The organism is Kitasatospora sp. MBT66 (assembly GCF_000710405.2).
Lineage (GTDB): Bacteria > Actinomycetota > Actinomycetes > Streptomycetales > Streptomycetaceae > Kitasatospora > Kitasatospora purpeofusca.
In genome coordinates, this window is the sequence record NZ_JAIY01000007.1 from 349,583 (window position 1) to 367,513 (window position 17,931).

At 73.7% G+C, this 17,931-nt stretch carries 15 protein-coding genes, 1 pseudogene and 1 riboswitch; of the genes and pseudogenes, 8 read left to right on the plus strand and 8 right to left on the minus strand.

Features of this window, described 5'->3' with window-relative positions; all coding sequences use genetic code 11:
- Positions 1–672: pseudogene (locus BI06_RS51005) on the minus strand (hypothetical protein); the annotation flags it as partial.
- A gap of 323 nt (positions 673–995) precedes the next feature.
- Here BI06_RS51005 and BI06_RS21095 point away from each other — a divergent pair.
- Positions 996–3,092 carry an MFS transporter gene (locus BI06_RS21095; RefSeq protein ID WP_082558607.1) on the plus strand — a complete coding sequence of 699 codons (2,097 nt, stop codon included), beginning with the start codon at positions 996–998 and terminating at the stop codon, positions 3,090–3,092.
- Between the two features lie 40 nt (positions 3,093–3,132).
- Here BI06_RS21095 and BI06_RS21100 read toward each other — a convergent pair whose 3' ends face one another.
- On the minus strand, positions 3,133–3,621 hold the full coding sequence (locus BI06_RS21100) for a MarR family winged helix-turn-helix transcriptional regulator (protein WP_030391636.1): 489 nt from the start codon (positions 3,619–3,621) through the stop codon (positions 3,133–3,135).
- 63 nt (positions 3,622–3,684) lie between these two features.
- Between BI06_RS21100 and BI06_RS21105 the strand changes: the two genes are divergently transcribed.
- The 4 genes from BI06_RS21105 to BI06_RS21120 all read left to right on the plus strand — a co-directional run bounded on the left by BI06_RS21105 (position 3,685) and on the right by BI06_RS21120 (position 7,383).
- Complete coding sequence (locus BI06_RS21105) at positions 3,685–4,056, plus strand: cupin domain-containing protein (protein ID WP_030391635.1); 372 nt, start codon at positions 3,685–3,687, stop codon at positions 4,054–4,056.
- Between the two features lie 367 nt (positions 4,057–4,423).
- Entirely contained in the window at positions 4,424–6,802 is a 2,379-nt protein-coding gene (locus tag BI06_RS21110) for a restriction endonuclease (protein WP_051741520.1), read from the plus strand.
- The gene (locus BI06_RS21115) at positions 6,803–7,012 is read left to right on the plus strand and encodes a hypothetical protein (RefSeq protein WP_051741521.1); all 210 of its coding nucleotides are present in this window, start codon (positions 6,803–6,805) and stop codon (positions 7,010–7,012) included.
- A gap of 44 nt (positions 7,013–7,056) precedes the next feature.
- Positions 7,057–7,383 (plus strand): antibiotic biosynthesis monooxygenase, encoded by a 327-nt coding sequence (locus tag BI06_RS21120; protein ID WP_030391634.1) that lies wholly within the window; start codon positions 7,057–7,059, stop codon positions 7,381–7,383.
- Positions 7,384–7,465: 82 nt separating this feature from the next.
- Here the strand turns inward: BI06_RS21120 and BI06_RS21125 are convergent, their stop codons facing one another.
- The 6 genes from BI06_RS21125 to BI06_RS21150 form a co-directional block, all read right to left on the minus strand.
- Entirely contained in the window at positions 7,466–8,320 is an 855-nt protein-coding gene (locus BI06_RS21125) for an ECF transporter S component (RefSeq protein WP_043470476.1), read from the minus strand.
- The gene (locus tag BI06_RS21130) at positions 8,317–9,939 is read right to left on the minus strand and encodes an ABC transporter ATP-binding protein (RefSeq protein ID WP_043470478.1); all 1,623 of its coding nucleotides are present in this window, start codon (positions 9,937–9,939) and stop codon (positions 8,317–8,319) included. The genes BI06_RS21125 and BI06_RS21130 overlap by 4 nt, the downstream gene beginning before the upstream one ends.
- Positions 9,936–11,153, minus strand: coding sequence for a CbiQ family ECF transporter T component (locus BI06_RS21135; RefSeq protein ID WP_051741555.1), 1,218 nt, complete (start codon positions 11,151–11,153; stop codon positions 9,936–9,938). The genes BI06_RS21130 and BI06_RS21135 overlap by 4 nt, the downstream gene beginning before the upstream one ends.
- A gap of 65 nt (positions 11,154–11,218) precedes the next feature.
- Positions 11,219–11,914 carry an SCO2322 family protein gene (locus BI06_RS21140; protein WP_043470676.1) on the minus strand — a complete coding sequence of 232 codons (696 nt, stop codon included), beginning with the start codon at positions 11,912–11,914 and terminating at the stop codon, positions 11,219–11,221.
- 143 nt (positions 11,915–12,057) lie between these two features.
- Positions 12,058–13,362 carry a prenyltransferase/squalene oxidase repeat-containing protein gene (locus tag BI06_RS21145; RefSeq protein WP_043470481.1) on the minus strand — a complete coding sequence of 435 codons (1,305 nt, stop codon included), beginning with the start codon at positions 13,360–13,362 and terminating at the stop codon, positions 12,058–12,060.
- Positions 13,363–13,471: 109 nt separating this feature from the next.
- A riboswitch (cobalamin riboswitch) is annotated at positions 13,472–13,548 on the minus strand.
- A gap of 131 nt (positions 13,549–13,679) precedes the next feature.
- Positions 13,680–14,255, minus strand: coding sequence for a TetR family transcriptional regulator (locus tag BI06_RS21150; RefSeq protein ID WP_030391619.1), 576 nt, complete (start codon positions 14,253–14,255; stop codon positions 13,680–13,682).
- Positions 14,256–14,596: 341 nt separating this feature from the next.
- On the opposite strand from BI06_RS21150, the gene BI06_RS21155 reads away from it, so the two are divergent.
- The 3 genes from BI06_RS21155 to BI06_RS21165 all read left to right on the plus strand — a co-directional run bounded on the left by BI06_RS21155 (position 14,597) and on the right by BI06_RS21165 (position 17,901).
- Positions 14,597–15,907, plus strand: coding sequence for a glycosyltransferase family 4 protein (locus BI06_RS21155; protein ID WP_030391618.1), 1,311 nt, complete (start codon positions 14,597–14,599; stop codon positions 15,905–15,907).
- 153 nt (positions 15,908–16,060) lie between these two features.
- Entirely contained in the window at positions 16,061–16,822 is a 762-nt protein-coding gene (locus BI06_RS21160) for a class I SAM-dependent methyltransferase (RefSeq protein WP_030391617.1), read from the plus strand.
- Positions 16,819–17,901, plus strand: coding sequence for a prenyltransferase (locus tag BI06_RS21165; protein ID WP_030391616.1), 1,083 nt, complete (start codon positions 16,819–16,821; stop codon positions 17,899–17,901). Before BI06_RS21160 ends, BI06_RS21165 begins: the two co-directional genes overlap by 4 nt.
- The last annotated feature ends 30 nt before the right edge of the window (positions 17,902–17,931 follow it).

The window sequence follows — 17,931 nt, forward strand, 5'->3', positions numbered from 1 at the left end:
CGGCGCGGCCGGGGTGGTCGGGGCCACCGGGGCGGGGGCGATCGTCGTACTGGGCGGGGGCGCGGCCCGGTCGTCCGGGTCGGCGGACGGGGTGACCGCGTAGGCCAGGCCGACGGTGAGTGCCAGCAGGCCGGCGCCGGCCGCGATCAGCAGCCCCTTGCGGCGGCCCGGTCCGCCGCCGTTCTCCTGCTCGGCGGCGCGCCGCGCGGCCCGGCCTCCGGTGGGCGCCGCGGCGTCGGGGGCGACCGGGAAGACACCCAGCTCGTCCTCGGCCGGGGCGTCGTACCCGCCGGGCCGCGCGCCGGTCGGCGGCGGGGGGAAGTGCGGGGCGGTGGCGACCGGGGGAAGCACGGTGGTCGCGTAGGCGTCGGCGTCCGGCCCCAGCGGGGGAGTGACCGGCGGGGGAGCGACCGACTGCGGGGCGACCGGGGGCAGCACGGCGGTGCCGAACGGGTCGGCCGTCGGCGGCACGGGTGCCGGGGGCGCTTCGCGGGTCGCCGGGAAGTCCGGGTCCGCCACCTGGCCGACGGCCTGCGGCACGTACGGGCGGACCAGCGGCGGGCCCTCCAGGTGCGGCAGGACGGCGGTGTCGTCGAGGGCGTGGTCCGGCGGGAGGCAGCCGCACCCGGTGGATCGTGCGGAGCCGCACGTCGGGCAGCGCTGGTCCGGCATCGGCCGGCCCTCCTCGGTTCTCGGTCGTTCTCGGTCGTTCGCGGTCCCGGACGCGCGGTCGGTCGGACTCGTGTTCAGGCGATGGACGGGCCTGATTATGCAGGACGTCCCTGAGGGGGGACAGGGGCGTCCGGCCCGGTGTGGGGACCTTGTGCCGGTTGGTGGGGGTTGGTCGTCGATGAACGGTGGGTGTGCGGATGTGAAGGTCCGGCTGACGGCCGTGCTTACGTTCGGCTCAACTGAACGGAGCAGAACGGTGCATTTCTGACAGCATGGTGGCCTGGAGTGATCATCTGCCGACCTGTGAGGGATACGGAGACGCCATGACGGATCCGATCGCCGCGTCCGACCGGAGCCCTGACGGGGGGCCGGGACCGGGGTCCGCGGGGGTTCCCGCCCGGCCCCCGGTCACCGCGGGCAGTCTGTGGGTGCCGATCGGGGCCCTGCTGCTGGCGATGCTGCTCGCCGCGCTCGACCAGACCATCGTCTCCACCGCGCTGCCCACCATCGTCAGCGACCTCGGCGGGCTGGAGCACCTGTCCTGGGTGGTCACCGCCTACATGCTCGCCTCGACCGCGGCCACCCCGCTGTGGGGCAAGCTCGGCGACATGTACGGCCGGAAGGTCTTCTTCCAGGCCTCCATCGTGATCTTCCTGCTGGGCTCGGTGCTGTGCGGCATCGCCCAGAACATGGGCGAGCTGATCGCCTTCCGCGCCGTCCAGGGCCTGGGCGGCGGTGGTCTGATCGTGCTCTCGCAGGCCATCGTCGGGGACCTCGTGCCGCCCCGGGACCGGGGGAAGTACCAGGGCGTCTTCGGCGCCGTCTTCGGTGTCACCAGCGTGCTCGGCCCGCTGCTCGGCGGCCTGTTCGTCGACAACCTCAGCTGGCGCTGGGTGTTCTACATCAACCTGCCGATCGGCGTGGTCGCCCTGGTGGTGATCGCCGCCGTGCTGCACGGGACGGAGGTCCGGCGCCGGCACCGGATCGACTACCCCGGCACCGTGCTGATCGCCTCGGTGGCCACCTGCCTGGTGCTGATGACCTCGCTCGGCGGGACGACCTGGGGGTGGAGCTCCTGGCAGATCGTCGGACTGGGAGTGCTCGGCCTGGTCCTGCTGGTCGCCTTCGTCCAGGTGGAGCGGACCGCGGAGGAGCCCGTCCTGCCGCTACGGCTGTTCCGCTCCCGGACCTTCAGCCTGGTGGCCGTCATCTCCTTCGTGGTCGGCTTCGCGATGTTCGGCGCGCTCACCTACCTGCCGACCTTCCTCCAGGTGGTCATGAAGGTCTCGCCGACGATGTCCGGCATCCACATGCTGCCGATGGTGATCGGCATGCTGGTCACCTCGATCGGCTCCGGCCAGATCGTGGCCAGGACCGGCCACTACCGGGTCTTCCCGATCGCCGGCACCGCGATCACGACCGTCGGCCTGCTGCTGCTCTCGCTGCTCGACGAGCACAGCAGCACCTTCGAGATGAGCTGCTACTTCCTGGTCTTCGGCCTCGGCCTCGGCCTGGTGATGCAGGTGCTGGTGCTGATCGTGCAGAACTCCGTCGGCTACCAGGACCTCGGCGTCGCCACCGCCGGCGCCACCTTCTTCCGCTCCATCGGCGCCTCCTTCGGGGTCTCCGTCTTCGGCACGATCTTCGCCTCCGGGCTCAACGACCGGCTCGGTGACGCCCTGGCCGGCATCCAGCTGCCGCCCGGCTTCGGCCCCGGAGCGATCACCTCCGACCCGCGCGTCGTCGAACAACTGCCCGCCGCCACCCAGGCCGCGGTCTACCACGCCTACGCCGAGTCGATCACCCGGGTCTTCCTCTACGCGGTGCCGGTGGCGCTGGTCGCCTTCGTGCTCTCGCTGTTCCTGCGGGAGCAGAAGCTGCGCACCACCGTGACCGCCCCGGACCTCTCGGAGTCCATCGGCCTCAATCCGGTCGAGCGCTCCTCGCTGGACGAGATCAGCCGGGCGCTGTCCGTCCTCGGCACCCGGGAGGCACGGCGCGACCTGTTCAAACGGATCACCGCCACGGCGGGCCTCGACCTCAAGCCGGCCTCCAGCTGGCTGCTGCTCCAGATGTACCACCACGGCTCGGTGGAGCCCGCCGAACTGGCGGAGCGCCGGATCGTGCCCTTCTCGGTGGTGGAGGAGGCGGTGCGCGAGGTCGAGGGCCGGGGGCTGGCGGCCCGCAGCGGCGGGCTCCCGCTGCGGCTGACCGAGCCGGGTGAGGCGGCGGCCGTCCAGCTGGTCGCGGCCCGGCGGACGCAGCTCGCCGAACTCCTCGGCGACTGGGACGAGAAGCAGTTCGACGACCTGGCCGCACTGCTCACCCGGCTGGCCTCCACACTGTGCGCGGACGAGCGGGACCGGCCCGACCGGGTCCTCGACGAGCACCCGTACCGCGGTGAGGGCCGCTCGTTCTGACGGTCGTTCCCGCCGAGGGCCGCTCGTTCGGAGACCCGCGTCACGGGCCGCCGAACCACCTCGGGGTGTCCAGCCGGAACGGGTCCCCGGGCGCGAGCGTCCGCAGTGCGTCCTCCAGCTCCCGCAGTCGCTCCTCGCCGCCCAGTTGCGCGACCCACTCCTCGCGCAGCTCCTCGAAGATCCGGGCCGACCGGACCAGGCAGTCCACCCCGCGTCCGGTCAGCCGGACCACCTTGCGGCGGGCGTCCGCCGGGTCGCTGCCGCGCTCGACGTAGCCGAGCCGTTCCAGCTGCTCGACGGTCTTCCCGGCCGCCTGCTTGGACACCCCGAGCCGCTTCCCGAGCTCGACGGCGGTGGTGCCCTGCGCACCGATCGCCTGGAACACGAACCCGTGCATCGGCCGCAGGTCGGGATGCCCCTCGCGGGCGATCCGCTCGTGCAGCTCGTCGATGACCGTCCGGAAGGCAAGCAGCAGCCGCAGCGGCAGCTCGTATCCCGGCCTCGCGTCTTCCCTGGGATCCCTTGACACGATCGACAACCTCATTGACTATATGGACAACCTGATTGTCCATTATAGAGGGGCTACCCACTCTTGTCCGTCATCCGCAGCACCGACGCCCGCCGCACCGAGACCCCGAACGCCGTGATGACCACCTACGCCTCGCCCACCCAGGGCGGTACCGGCCTCGCGCTGTGGCGGGTGGAGATGCGGCCTGCCCGTTCGGGCCCGCGCCACGCCATGGACACCGAGCAGGTGTGGACCTTCCTCACCGGCACCGCCGTGGTCGACCTGGACGGCGAGGAGCTCGCCCTCGCCGCAGGCGACACCCTCGTCCTGCCCGCCGGACTTCCTCGGCAGATGCGCTCCGAGGACGGCTTCACCGCCGTGGTCGCCTCCCCGGCGCCCTCCACGGCCCACAACCTGGACACCGGCGACCGGGTCGCCCCGCCGTGGATCGTGTGAGGTGTAGCAGACTGCCTCCCGGAACAACCCTGAGGAGGTACGGCGTGTCCGTCGTCAAGATCAATGTGCGTGTCAAGCGACTCACATAGAGGTCCTCTGTAGCGAGCACAGCCGGAAGGGGGCCCGCGGCAGGGTGTGCCGGCTGTAGAGCCGTAGCGGCGGCCGGTCCGTGGGCTGCTGGCGCAGTCCTCACGGCGCTGACTGTGCCGCCGTCTCGGGATGCGGTGGCCCGGGCGGCGGTTGGCGTTGTGCGGGCGGTTGTTGGGCCGCGGTCGGGCTGCGGCGGCTTCTTGCTGCGGGCGCCGCGATCGCTGGGTGATGATGGCGGTCCGTGCACCAGCGACGTGAGGACCGGTACCGCAGCACCATGCCTGACTACGACTTCAGCACCCTGTCGCCCGTCGACTTCGAAGCTCTGGTGGCCGAGCTGCTGCATGCCGAACTCGGTGTCCACATCGAGTCCTTCGGCCCCGGCCGGGACAAGGGGGTCGATCTGCGCTGTGCGATGGCTGACGGCAGCGTGGTCATCCAGTGCAAGCACTTCCTGCGCGGCGGGCGGGCGGCCCTGCGGCGTGCGGTGAAGAAGGAAGCGGCGAAATGGAAAATCGCAACGGGGGTCCGTCGGTACATCCTCGCGACGAGCGTGTCGATGACCGTGGAGTCCAAGGAGGAGCTGGTGCGCCTCCTTTCCCCCGTGCTGCCGATCGCGCATGCGGATATCCTCGGGCTGGAGGACCTCAATGCCCTTCTTGCGCGTCATCCGCAGGTCGAGCTGCGTCAATTCAAGCTCTGGACCGCCTCGGCTGCGGTGCTGTCGAGGATCGTGCATGCTGGCCTGTGGAACCGCACCGAGGAGTTGCTGGAAAGCGTCGAGAAGCGGGCCAAGTACTACGTGGGGACGCAGCACTTCAACCGGGTCATGCGGATCCTCGAGGCAGATCGGATTTGCGTCGTCACGGGGCCTCCGGGGGTTGGAAAAAGCATCCTGGCTGAGATGGCTCTGCTCGCCCACGGGCAGGAGAAGTGGCAAGTGGTCCAGATCAGCGAGGATGTGAAGGAGGGCTTCGACGCCTGGAATCGCGAGATCCCTCAGATTTTCTACTACGACGACTTCCTGGGGCAGACCGACCTGGCCGAGACCACCGGGAAGAATGAGGATCACCGGATCGCTCAGTTCGTGGAAAGGGTCCGCCGGGCGGAACCCGCGAACAAGAGGTTCATCCTCACGACCAGGGAACAAGTCTTCCGGGACGCTACGGAGCGCAGCGACCGAATCAGGCGGTCCCGGGAGTTCCTGACCCGTGCCGAAGTACAGATCGAGGACTACAGCGCCTATGTGAAGGCGCATATCTTCTACAACCACCTCTATTTCTCGGATCTGCCGGTGGGTGACAAGAAGCTCCTGGTCGAGGGCAGGGACTACCTCGGTGCCATCAATCATCCGAACTACAGTCCGCGAATCCTGGAGCAGGTCGTACGCCACAGGTCCCGGGCACTCGACACGCTGCTGCTCGGCCTAAAGGAAGCTCTCGACCACCCCGAGGAGTTGTGGTCGGGCTCCTACCACCAACTGTCGCGGATGGGGCGGACGATCCTTTCCGTCCTGGTCACCTACCCTCCGGAGGGGATCGAGGAGAAGTCCCTTCGGGCCCACATCCGGGACTTCGATTCCTACACCTACCAGCAGGCCCTGAAGGTTCTGGAGGGGACCTGGATCACCATCTCCACCCGGAACGGGTCGAGGTCGACGCCACGGGGGACCCAGCGGGTGGCGCTGGCGAATCCCTCCTGCCGTGATTACCTGCTCCACCGGCTCGGTACAGTCCCGGGGGAAGCGGAGATGCTGCTTGCCGGCTTGCAGGACATTCAGCAGCTGATCATGCTGCTCCGCTATTCCGGGCTCGACCATCCTGGCTGCCGCGACGGGAAACCGTCGACCGGTGCGCCGTCCGCACTCGTGTTCCGCAGGATTCTGCGCGGCGATGGTTCCGGTGTCACGGCGAGCCCGCATGAAGGGCTCAGGGAAGCCGTGGTCGAGAATGTCGGCACCGTGGTCGAAAGGATCGAGACCCTCTTCGATCATCATGTGGACGAGTGGGTCGCGAAGATCGGAAAGGGCGGCTACCGGACCTTTGATCCGCGTCCCGGGTTGCTATCTACCGTGCTGCCCTTCATGGTCGAGTTCGGTGGGCGGGAATCGTCCGAGTGGTGTGCCCGGGCCGTGTCGGCGCTGGTCGGTATCGGCGGCCGGGTCGTTGCCGATCCCCATTCCGAGGCATCCATCTCCTTGATCGTCGCGGTCCAGCACTACCGTCTGGTCGCGCCCGAGGCGATCGAGCGGCTCATCAATCTGACGACCGCCGGGATCTACGACCCTGCCGACATGGAGCTGTTCTTCGAAACGGTGGACCTCGGGGACGTCAGCCCCGAACTCTGGAAGAGTGTCCGGGCGGAAGTGGTGAGGCTCGCCGAGGAAGAAGCCGAACACTGGTCCTACGAGAGTGACTTCGAAGCGGCGAGGGGTGCCGCGGACACGGTGGAGTCGATAGCGGGCCGAGCGGGCGTGTCGGTGGATCGGCTCCTCGCGGAGTGGCGAGATTCCGTCGACCAGAATGAGGCCAACTCCGAGGAGGAGCCCGAGTGGGCGCGGAGCCCCGGCCACCGGAGTGCGGAGGGTGACGGCGGCGACAAGGCGCTCGACATGCAGCGGGTGGTTGACCTTTTCTCAACGCTTGCGGACGAGTAGGTGTGGACCTTCCTCACCGGCACCGCCGTGGTCGACCTGGACGGCGAGGAGCTCGCCCTCGCCGCCGGCGACACCCTCGTCCTGCCTGTCGGCCTCCCTCGGCAGATGCGCTCCGAGGACGGCTTCACCGCGGTGGTCGCCTCCCCGGCGCCCTCCACGGCCCACAACCTGGACACCGGCGACCGGGTCGCCCCGCCGTGGATCGTGTGAGGTGTAGCAGACTGCCTCCCGGAACAACCCTGAGGAGGTACGGCGTGTCCGTCGTCAAGATCAATGTGCTGACCGTTCCGGCTGAGCAGCGGGAGGTGCTGGAGCAGCGCTTCGGTGCCCGGGCCGGTGCGGTGGAGAACTCGGACGGCTTCGAGTACTTCGAGCTGCTCCGCCCGGTCGAGGGGACCGACCAGTACCTGGTGTACACCCGCTGGCGGGACGAGGAGTCCTTCCAGGCCTGGCTCGCGGGCCCGATGCAGGCCGCGCACCGGCCGGCGGCCAAGGACGGCGAGGCCCCGCAGCGGCCCGCCGCCGCCGGCTCCACCCTGTGGTCCTTCGACGTGGTGCAGTCGGCCGGCCCGAAGGGCTGACCCCGGATGGTGCGCAGCGGCGCGCCCCGGACGCGACGGCGTCCGGTGCGCGCCGCTGTCGGTCGGCGGCCCGGACGGTCGCTCAGTCGGTCGGCGGGGGACGGAAGGCGACCGGGGCGGCGAAGGCGGCGCGGCGGGTGGCGCGGCGCAGGGCGCGCAGGACCGGGGTGCCCAGGGTGAGGCAGAGGACCACGGTCAGGGCGGCGCGGGGGAGGTCCCAGCCGAGGGACGTGGTGAGGCAGTAGACGGCGAAGCGGACCAGGTTCTCGGACACCGGGTCGCCGGGGACGAAGGAGATCGAACTCGCGAGGCCGGCGATGTAGGGCCAGCCCTGGAGGTTCATCACCACGCCGTAGAGCAGCGAGGCGACGGCTCCGTAGGCGGCGAGCAGCGCGAGTTCGCGGCGGCCGCGCAGCCGGGCCGGGCCGGGGAGGAGGCCGGCGCCGAGGCACACCCAGCCCATGGCGAGCATCTGGAACGGCAGCCAGGGCCCGACGCCGCCGGTGAGCAGCGCGGAGGCGAACATCGACAGCGCGCCGAGGACGAAGCCGAAGCCCGGTCCGAGCACCCGGCCGGACAGCACCATCAGGAAGAACATCGGCTCCAGCCCGGCCGTGCCCGCGCCGAGCGGGCGCAGGGCCGCGCCGGCGGCCGCGAGGACGCCGAGGAGCGCGACCGACTTGGCGTCCAGCCCGGGGGCCCCGCCGCCCGCCGTCCGGCCCTCGGAGATCTGGGCGACGACGACGGCGAGGAGCAGCGGGAGCAGCAGGGCGAACAGCCAGGGGGCGTCGGCGGAGTGGCCGACCAGGGCGGAGCGGGTGGAGGCGAGCAGCGGCCAGCCGAAGCCGGCCACGCCGACCAGCGAGGTCAGGGCCAGGGCGAGGACCGAGCGGCGGCCGAGCGGGACCGGGCGGGCGAGCGGGGTCGGCGGGGTCATGCGTCGGGTCCGATCCGGTCGAGGGCCCCGGCGACCTGGCGGACGGTGAGCCAGGGGCCCGGGGCGAGGATCTTGGCGACCTGCGGCGCGAAGGCCGGCGAGCCGAGCACCACCTCGGGGGTCGGGCCGTCCGCGACGATCTCGCCGTCGGCCAGGACGGCCGTGCGGTCGGAGAGTTCGGCGGCCAGTTCGACGTCGTGGGTGGCGAGCAGGACGCCGTGGCCCTCGGCGGCGAGGCCGCGCAGGATCTCGACCAGCCGGGCCTTGGCCGCGTAGTCGAGGCCGCGGGTGGGCTCGTCGAGCAGGATCAGCGGCGGGCGGGCGGTCAGCACCACCGCCAGGGCGAGGGTGAGCCGCTGGCCCTCGGAGAGGTCGCGCGGGTGGACGGCGTCGGGCAGGCCGGGCAGCAGCCGCTCCACCAGGGCGCGGCAGGTGCCGGGTTCGGCGCCCGCGTCGTGGTCGGCGGAGGCGCACTCGGCGGTGACGCTCTCGCCGTACAGCAGGTCGCGCGGGTCCTGCGGGACGAGACCGACGTGGCGGACGAGTTCGGCGGGCCGGGTGCGGTGCGGGGTGCGGCCGCCGATGTCGATCGAGCCGGAGGCCGGCGCGTGCAGGCCGACCAGCGCGCCGAGCAGGGTGGACTTGCCGGCGCCGTTGCGGCCCATCAGCGCGGTGATCGTCCCGGCGTGCAGGGTGAGGTCGACGCCGCGCAGGGCCGGGACCGGGCCGCGCCGGACCACCAGCCGGGAGGCGGTGGCGAGCGGTGTGCCGGTGGCGGAGGCGGCCGGGGCGGCGGGCGGCCGGTGGCCGTCCAGCCGGGCGCGCAGCCCGGCCGCCCGGCGGCGGGCGTCGCGGACGGTGAGCGGCAGCGGGTGCCAGCCGGCCAGCCGGCCGAGCCCGACCACCGGCGGGTGGACCGGTGAGTGCGCCATGATCTCGGCGGGCTCGCCCAGGACCGGCGGTGCGCCGGGGGTCAGCAGCAGGACCTGGTCGGCGTACTGGACCACGCGCTCCAGCCGGTGCTCGGCCATCAGCACGGTGGTGCCGAGGTCGTGCACCAGCCGCTGGAGCACCGCCAGCACCTCCTCGGCGGCGCCCGGATCGAGCGCGGAGGTCGGTTCGTCCAGGACCAGCACCTTCGGGTGGACGGTGAGCACCGAGCCGATGGCGACCCGCTGCTGCTGGCCGCCGGAGAGCGAGCCGAGCGCCCGCTGCCGCAGCTCGGCCAGGCCGAGGAGGTCGAGGGTCTCCTCGACCCGGCGCCGCATCACGTCCGACGGCAGGCCCAGGGACTCCATGCCGTAGGCGAGTTCGTCCTCGACCGTGTCGGTGACGAAGTGCGCCCTCGGGTCCTGGCCCACCGTGCCGACCAGGTCGGCGAGTTCGCGCGGCCGGTGCTCCCGGGTGTCGCGCCCGCCGACGGTGACCCGGCCGTGCAGCACGCCGCCGGTGAAGTGCGGGACGAGGCCGCTGACGGTGCCCAGCAGGGTCGACTTGCCGGAGCCCGACGGGCCGACGAGCAGGCAGAGTTCGCCCTCGGGGACGGTCAGGTCGACGCCCTCGATCGTGGGCGCCTCGGCGTCGGCGTACTGGACACCGACCTGTTCGAAGGTGATCACGGAGTCCTCCCGGGCCCGGACGGGGTCCTGGCGGTGGTGGTGGCCTTGCCGGCGGCCTTGGTGGCGGTGGCTTCGGTGGTGCTTCCGGCGGTGGAGCCGGTGGTGGTGCCGGTGGTGTCCGGCGGCACCGGGGTGACGAAGGCGGGGAGCAGTCCGAACAGGACGGCCGCCGCCGCGGCGACCGGCAGCACCGGCGCGGTCGGCGGCACCACGGTGGGGGCGAAGGCGAGCGGGTCCAGCGCGGCCAGCCAGGTCGTCGCCGCCGCCACCGCGACCCCGGACCCGGCGGTGAGCCACTCCGGCAGCGCCCAGGGGTCGGGGCGGTAGCGGGTCCGGACCGAACGCCGCCCGCCCAGCAGCAGTCCGGCGAAGGCGGCGGCCAGGCCGATCACGAGCACCGGCGCCGCCCAGCCGGCGCCGCCCGCCGTCAGCAGCCCGTACGCGGCCAGGCAGATGCCGAGCAGCCCGGCCAGCGTCAGCCCGGCGGTGAGCACGGCGATCCGGCGCGGCACGGCGGCGGTGCGCCCGAAGCCGCGGGTGTCCATCGCCGCCGCCAGCGCCACCGAGCGCTCCAACGCGCCCTCCAGGACGGGCAGTCCGACGCTGAGCACGGCGGCCACGCCCCGGTCGCTGCGGCCGCGCAGGCGGCGGGCGGCGCGCAGCCGCTGCACGTCGGCCACCAGGTTGGGCGCGAAGGTCATCGCGACCACCACGGCCACGCCCGCCTCGTAGAGCGCGCCGGGCAGCGTGCGCAGCAGCCGGGCCGGGCTGGCGAGGGCGTTCGCGGCGCCCACGCACACCAGCAGGGTGGCCAGCCGCAGCCCGTCGTACAGCGCGGCGAGCAGTCCCTCGGCGGTCACCCGGCCGCCGATCCGGACGCCCTGCGCCCAGGCGGGCAGCGGGACTTCGGGGAGGGTGAGGAGGACGTGGGTGCCGGGGACCGGCGAGCCGAGGAGGACGGCGAACAGCAGCCGGATGCCGAGCACCAGGAGGCCGAGCCGCAGGAACGCGCCGTAGGAGCGCGACCAGGGCGCGTCACCGCGCCGGGCGGCGACGACGTAGCCGGCGACGGCGGCCAGCAGCAGCAGGACCAGCGGATTGGTGGTGCGGGTGGCGGCCGCGCCCAGGCCGAGTGCCCACAACCACCAGGCTCCGGGGTGCAGTTGGCGAGGTCCGGCGGCCGGTCGGCGGCGGGCGGCGCGGGGTGTGGGCACGGTGGGGTCCAGGGGGTCGGTCCGGAGTGGGGCGGCGGGCGGGCGGGGCCGGGTGCTGGCCGGCCTCATCGGCGGCGGCGCGACTGCCAACGGGCTCCGGCGGCCACGGCGAGGACGAGGGCCAGGCCGGCGCCGACCCCGAGGACGGGCCCGGCGGCGCCGGGGGAGGCCCCGGCCGCCGACTCCCCGGTGGCGTCGGCGGGACCGGCACCGGTCGAGGGCGAGGCGGTGCCGGTCGGCCGGGCGGCGCCGCCCAACTGCTCGCCGCAGCCCGTGCGCGGATAGCCCGCGATGGCGCAGAGCAGCCCGTTGCCGTCGTACCGCAGCGGCGGGGCGACGGTGGCCAGGACCTCCGCCGAGCTGGCCCGGGTCGGCACGACCGCGCACGCGGTCCGGGGCTCCGGCGGGGTCTCGTGGGCGGGCGCGTCGGCGGGGCCGCCGAAGTCCAGCACCACGGCGACCCGCTTGCGCCCGGCCTCGGCCGGCGTGCCGGCGCAGAGGGCGGCGAAGTCCCCGGCCGGACCGGGCCGGGCGGCCTGCTGACCGCCGTCGGGGCTGACGGCGAACCGCCAGCCCTCGACCTCGCCGTCCGCCGGGACGTGCACGGCGGGGCCCTGCTGCTGGTACACCCAGCCGCCGTCGGACCAGCGCCAGAACGACCAGTACCGGTAGCCGGCGGCCTGCGCCGGCGCGGCGCCGAGCAGGAGCACGATCAGCAGGCCGGCGACCGCCCCGGCCAGGAAGCGCAGGGCCGCCCGCACCACCCGCCGCCGGGCCGCCGCCCTGTCCTCGGCGGCGGTGCTGGTGGGCGCGGTGGCGGCGGTGGTGACGGTGGTGACAGGGGGGGCAGCGGCCGGGACCGGGGCCGAGGTCGGACGCGGTTCCCGGTCCCGGCCGGGAGGGGTCACAGCTTCGCGCCGCGCTTGCGCTGCAGGCTGAGCACCAGCCCGCCGCCGATGCCGATCAGCAGGCCGACGCCGAGCAGCCAGAACTTGCCGATGCCGCTGTCCTTGTCCTTCTCGGACGAGGCCGAGGACGAGGCCGAGGTGGAGGCACCGGCGGACGCCGCGCCGACGGCCTTGGGCGCCGGGCCGAGCGCGGTCAGCTGCTTGACCAGGTCGGTCCCGCCGAAGGCGGCCGGGTCGCGCTGCGCGGCCTGCGCCACCAGCACCAGGGTGGCGGTGGCGGCGGCGTCGGTGCCGCCCTTGGTCCAGGTGCCGCCCTCCTTGGCCAGCCAGTCGACGGCGCCCGCGGCCTGCTGCGGGTGCCCGCCCTGGACCAGGCCGAGCGCCGCCCAGGCGGTGGCGGTGTAGTCGGGGGTGGGCGCGGCGCCGGGCAGGTTCAGGGTCAGGTGCTGGCCGCCCGAGGCGAGCTGCGCGGTGAGGTAGGCGCCCGCCGCCTCGCCGGAGTCGGCCCGGGGGACGGCGGTGGCGGTGGCGCCGCCGTCGGTGCAGGCCAGGGCCTTGGGGGCGGCGTCGGTCCGGTTGCCGTTGGCGACCGGCAGCTTCCCGCCGGCCGCGGCGAGCGAGGCCTGGCCGCTGGCGAGGGCGTTGGGCTCGGCGGCGGGGGCGCCGGCCGGGGCGGTCTGGTAGACGAAGGCACCGCGCTGGTCGGCGGGGGCGGCGCAGCCCAGCTGGAAGACGGCGAGCCCGTCGAAGGCGTTGCGGCCGGCCTTGGCGACGGCCGCCGGGTCGGCCTTGGCGGCGAGCAGGGCGTTGACGGCGAGGCCGGTGGAGTTGGCGTCGCCCGGGTTGCCGGGGTTGTAGGCCCAGCTGCCGTCCGCGTTCTGGTTGGCCTTGAGCCACTGGACGCCCTTGTCCACGGCGTCCTGGTGCCCGCCGAGGGTGGTCAGCGCCTGGATCGCGAGCGCGGTCGCGTTGCTGTCCTCGAACACCGGGTCGCAGGCGGTCGCGGTGTCGGCGCGGTACGAGGGCCAGCCGCCGTCCGCGCACTGCTGGCCGGTCAGCCAGGACACGGCCGAGTCGGCCGGGGTCACCTTGGCGGTGGTCAGCGCGGTCAGGGCGAGGGACTGCCGCCACACCGCGTCGTAGGTGGGGTCGCCCTTGCCGTACAGGCCGTCGGGGAGCGGGGCGGTGCCGAGGCTCGCGGTGGGGCTCGGGATGTCGGCGAACGCCGGGGTGGCGGCGGCGGTTCCGGCGAGCAGCGCGGCGGCCAGGGCGGCGGCGCCCGCGCGGGCGGCGGTCAGCATGATCGGAGTTGTGCCTTTCGATGAGCGGTGCCGGCCGGGGCCGGCCGTTCCGTAGACCTCGACGGTGCCGGGGGTGGTCCGCCCGGCATGGGGCCGCTCGCCTCTCCCCGGGTGCTCCGGCTCGCCGGCGGACGGGCGCCGGGCTCACGGTTGCGGGGTCAGCGCCGGATTCGCACCGGCTTTCCCCGGAATAGGAGAAGCGGGATGGAGTTGTCCTGCCCGTCGACTCTATCCGCCGCCCCGGGCGCCCGGCCGCGGCCGGGGTGAGAACAGGTTCCAGTTCGGCGGTTCCTCCGCGGCCCGGGGCCGGTGCGGCCTCAGGGCAGTTCCAGCAGCCGGGCGGCGGTGTGCAGGTCGGCCCTGACCTCGGCGATCGAGGCGCGGCCGGAGAGCCAGGCGACCAGCGCAGCGTGCCAGGTGTGCTCGATCACCCGGACGGCGGCACGCTGGCTCCCGGTCGGCGGCCCGGACTGCCCGATGGCGTCCAGGATGAGCTGCCCGGTGGCGGCGGAGACCTGGTCCACCTCGGCGCCCACCGAGCGGTCGGCGAAGGAGAGCGCGCGGACCATCGCCTCGGCCAGCAGCGGTTCGCGCTGCAGCGCGTGGAACGCCCGGGTCAGCGTCTCGGCGACCCGCGGCGCCGGTTCGCGCTCGGTCGGCGGGTGCCGGCGGACCTGCTCCTGGAGGCCGCGCAACTGCTCCAGCATGACCGCGACCAGCAGGTGGACCTTCGACGGGAAGTACCGGTAGAGCGTGCCCAGGGCCACCTGGGCGCCCTCCGCCACCTCGCGCATCTGGACCGCGTCGTAGCCGCCGCGGGCCGCCAGCGCGGTCGCGGTCCGCAGGATCCGCCGCCGCCGTTCGGCCTGCCGGGCGGTCAGCGGCGGCGCCATCGGGGCGGCCGGGAGGGGCGCCGGGGCGGCGCCGGACGAGGGGGCGGCGGAGGGGGTGGACGCCGGCGGCGCGGGCGGTGCGGGCGGGGGTGAGGACGGTGACGGCAAGGACGCTCCCGGGCGCGAGAGTGGTGGGGCTGCTCCGGACGGGCACGGTCGGCCGGGCGTGGCGCCCGGGCGTGGCGCGAATCACCAGCCCTGGATCCTGAGCGGAAGCTACGGGCCGGTATCTTCGAGGTCTCTCATTGTTCACAGGGTCACCGGTGAACTCCACACCACACTGAAACCTGATCTACTTTACCGACCGGCAGCACTGACAGCAGCAGAGATGAGGGCCGACGATGACCGCGCAGCCGCTGCGGATTGCCCTGCTCTCGTACCGCGGCGACCCGTTCTGCGGCGGTCAGGGCGTCTACGTACGGCACCTCTCCCGTGAGCTGGCCCGGCTCGGCCACCACGTGGACGTGATCGGCGCCCAGCCGTACCCCGTCCTGGACGAGGTCGAGGGGCCGGGTTCGGTCCGGCTGGTCGAGCTGCCCAGTCTGGACCTCTACCGCGCCGACGACCCCTTCCGCACCCCGGCGCGCGAGGAGTACCGGGGGGCGGTGGACGTCCTGGAGTACGCCACCATGCGCACCGGCGGCTTCCCCGAGCCGCTGACCTTCTCGCTGCGCGCCCGCCAGTACCTGGCCCGGCACCGCGGCCGCTACGACGTGGTGCACGACAACCAGACGCTCGGCTACGGCCTGCTCGGCCTGGCCCGGCACGGCTTCCCGCTGGTCACCACGATCCACCACCCGATCACCGTGGACCGGCAGGTGGAGCTGGACGCGGCCCCCGGCCGGCTGAAGCGGCTGTCGCTGCGCCGCTGGTACGCCTTCACCCGGATGCAGCGCCGGGTCGCCGCCCGCCTCGAACACATCATCACCGTCTCCGGCAGCTCCAAGCGCGAGATCGCCGAGCACCTGGGCGCCGCCCCGGGCGCCGTCTCGGTGGTGCCGATCGGCGCCGACACCCGGCTGTGGTCCCCGTCGGACGAGGTCGCCCGGGTGCCCGGACGGATCGTCACCACCTCCAGCGCCGACGTCCCGCTCAAGGGCCTGGTGCACCTGGTCGAGGCGCTGGCGAAGGTCCGCACCGAACGGGACGCGCACCTGGTCGTGGTCGGCAAGCCGCAGAAGGAGGACGGCCCGATCGCCCGCGCCGTGCGCGCCCTCGGGCTGGAGTCGCACATCGAGTTCCGGCACGGTCTGACCGACCGGGAGCTGGTCGACCTCTACCGCTCGGCCGAGGTTGCCTGCGTGCCGTCGCTGTACGAGGGCTTCTCGCTGCCGGCCGCCGAGGCGATGGCCACCGCGACCCCGCTCGTGGCCACCACCGGCGGCGCGATCCCCGAGGTGGCCGGCCCGGACGGCGAGAGCTGCCTGGCGGTGCCCCCGGGCGACGCGGACGCGCTCGCGACGGCGCTCGGCCGGCTGCTGGACGACCCGGAGCTGCGCGCCGCGCTCGGCGCGGCGGGCCGGGAGCGGGTGCTCGCCCGGTTCACCTGGGAGCGCGCCGCCGAGCTGACCGTCGAGGGCTACCGGGCCGCGATCGCCACCGGCACCGGCCGCCGGGCCCGCTCCGGCCCGGGCTGGCGCTACGTGGCCTGACGGCGTCCGCCGAACGGCCGGGCGGGCGCGGCGGGTGGCCGGCGCCCGCACCCGCGGCCGCGCCGGCCGGTGCCCCCGTCCGACCGTCCGCCCCCGCGATTTCTCTGACTCGGCGTCAGGAACCCTTTGGTACCGAAGGAATGGGAGTCCGCAGTGCTGACCGTTGATTTCTCGCGCTTCCCGCTCGCCCCCGGCGACCGGGTGCTCGACCTGGGCTGCGGCGGGGGACGGCACGCGTTCGAGTGCTACCGGCGCGGGGCCGACGTGGTCGCCCTCGACCAGAACGCCGAGGAGATCGCCGAGGTCAGGAAGTGGTTCGCCGCCATGGAGCAGGCCGGCGAGGCGCCGGAGGGCGCGTCCGCGGTCGCCATGGAGGGCAACGCGCTCGCGCTGCCGTTCGAGGACGAGCACTTCGACCGGATCATCATCTCCGAGGTGATGGAGCACATCCCGGACGACAAGGGCGTGCTCAACGAGATGTTCCGGGTCCTCAAGCCCGGCGGCCTGCTCGCCGTCACCGTGCCGCGCTGGCTGCCGGAGAAGATCTGCTGGGCGCTCTCCGACGAGTACCACGAGGTCGAGGGCGGCCACATCCGGATCTACCGGGGCGACGAACTGCTCGACAAGCTCAAGGACGCCGGCCTGGAGCCCTACGGCACCCACCACGCCCACGCGCTGCACTCCCCGTACTGGTGGATCAAGTGCGCCGTCGGCGTCGACAACGACAAGTCGCTGCCGGTGAAGGCCTACCACCAGCTGCTGGTCTGGGACATCGTCGGCACCCCGGTGATCAGCACCCTCACCAAGGCCGCCGAGCGGGCGCTCAACCCGGTCATCGGCAAGAGCTTCGTCGCCTACGCCACCAAGCCCCACCGGGCCGGTCGCGGCGCCGAGGGCGCGGGCGGGTCGGAGTGACCGCCGCCGTCCCCGAGGTCCTGCTGCTGGACGGGGTGCTCGACGCCGAGCAGGCCGCCGGCACCGTCCGCAGCATCCTCGCCGAGCAGCAGCCCGACGGGGCCATACCGTGGTACCGCGGCCACCACCTCGACCCGTGGGACCACACCGAGGCGGCGATGGCGCTGGACACGGCCGGCGAGCACGCCGCCGCCGAGGCCGCCTACCGCTGGCTGGCGGACCGGCAGAACCCCGACGGCTCCTGGTACGCGGGCTACGCCTACGGGAAGCCGGGGCACGCCGACGGCGAGGTCTGCAACGCGGCCAAGGAGACCAACTTCTGCGCCTACCTGGCGGTCGGCGTCTGGCACCACCACCTCTCCACCGGTGACGACACCTTCCTGGAGTGGATCTGGCCGACCGTCCGGCGCGCGCTGGACTTCATCGTCGCCCAGCGGCTGCCCGGCGGCCCGATCGCCTGGCGGGTCGACGAGGACGGCCGGGCCACCGACGAGGCGCTGCTCACCGGCTCCTCCAGCATCCTGCACGCGCTGCGCTGCGGGCTGGCCGTCGCGGACTACCTGGAGGAGCCGCAGCCCGACTGGGAGCTCGCGGCCGGCCGGCTGCGGCACGCCGTCACCCACCACCCCGAGCGGTTCCTCGACAAGGACCGCTACTCGATGGACTGGTACTACCCGGTGCTCGGCACCGCGCTGCGCGGCCCGGCGGCGCAGGCGCGGATCGCCCGGGACTGGGACCGGTTCGTCGTCCCGGGACTGGGTGTGCGCTGCGTCAGCGACCGCCCCTGGGTCACCGGCGGCGAGAGCGCCGAGCTGGCGATGGCGCTGTGGGCGATCGGCGAGTCCGACCGCGCGGTGGACATCCTGCGCTGGATCCAGAAGCACCTGCGGCACCCCGACGGCTCGTACTGGACCGGGTACGTGTTCGAGGACGACGCGATCTGGCCGGAGGAGCGCACCACCTGGACGGCGGGCGCGCTGCTGCTGGCGGTCGCGGCGCTCGGCGGCGACCCGGCGACGGTGGCGGTGTTCGGCGGCGAGGAGCTGCCGACCGGTCTGGTGGTCCAGGACTGCTGCTGAGCGGGCGGTGCCCACGACACCCCGTACGGC

Coding starts and splice junctions, on each gene's coding strand:
- BI06_RS21095 (WP_082558607.1), top strand. CDS start 996: ATGACGGATCCGATCGCCGCGTCCGACCGGAGCCCTGACGGGGGGCCG.
- BI06_RS21110 (WP_051741520.1), top strand. CDS start 4,424: ATGCCTGACTACGACTTCAGCACCCTGTCGCCCGTCGACTTCGAAGCT.
- BI06_RS21125 (WP_043470476.1), bottom strand. CDS start 8,320: ATGACCCCGCCGACCCCGCTCGCCCGCCCGGTCCCGCTCGGCCGCCGC.
- BI06_RS21145 (WP_043470481.1), bottom strand. CDS start 13,362: ATGCTGACCGCCGCCCGCGCGGGCGCCGCCGCCCTGGCCGCCGCGCTG.
- BI06_RS21150 (WP_030391619.1), bottom strand. CDS start 14,255: ATGGCGCCGCCGCTGACCGCCCGGCAGGCCGAACGGCGGCGGCGGATC.
- BI06_RS21155 (WP_030391618.1), top strand. CDS start 14,597: ATGACCGCGCAGCCGCTGCGGATTGCCCTGCTCTCGTACCGCGGCGAC.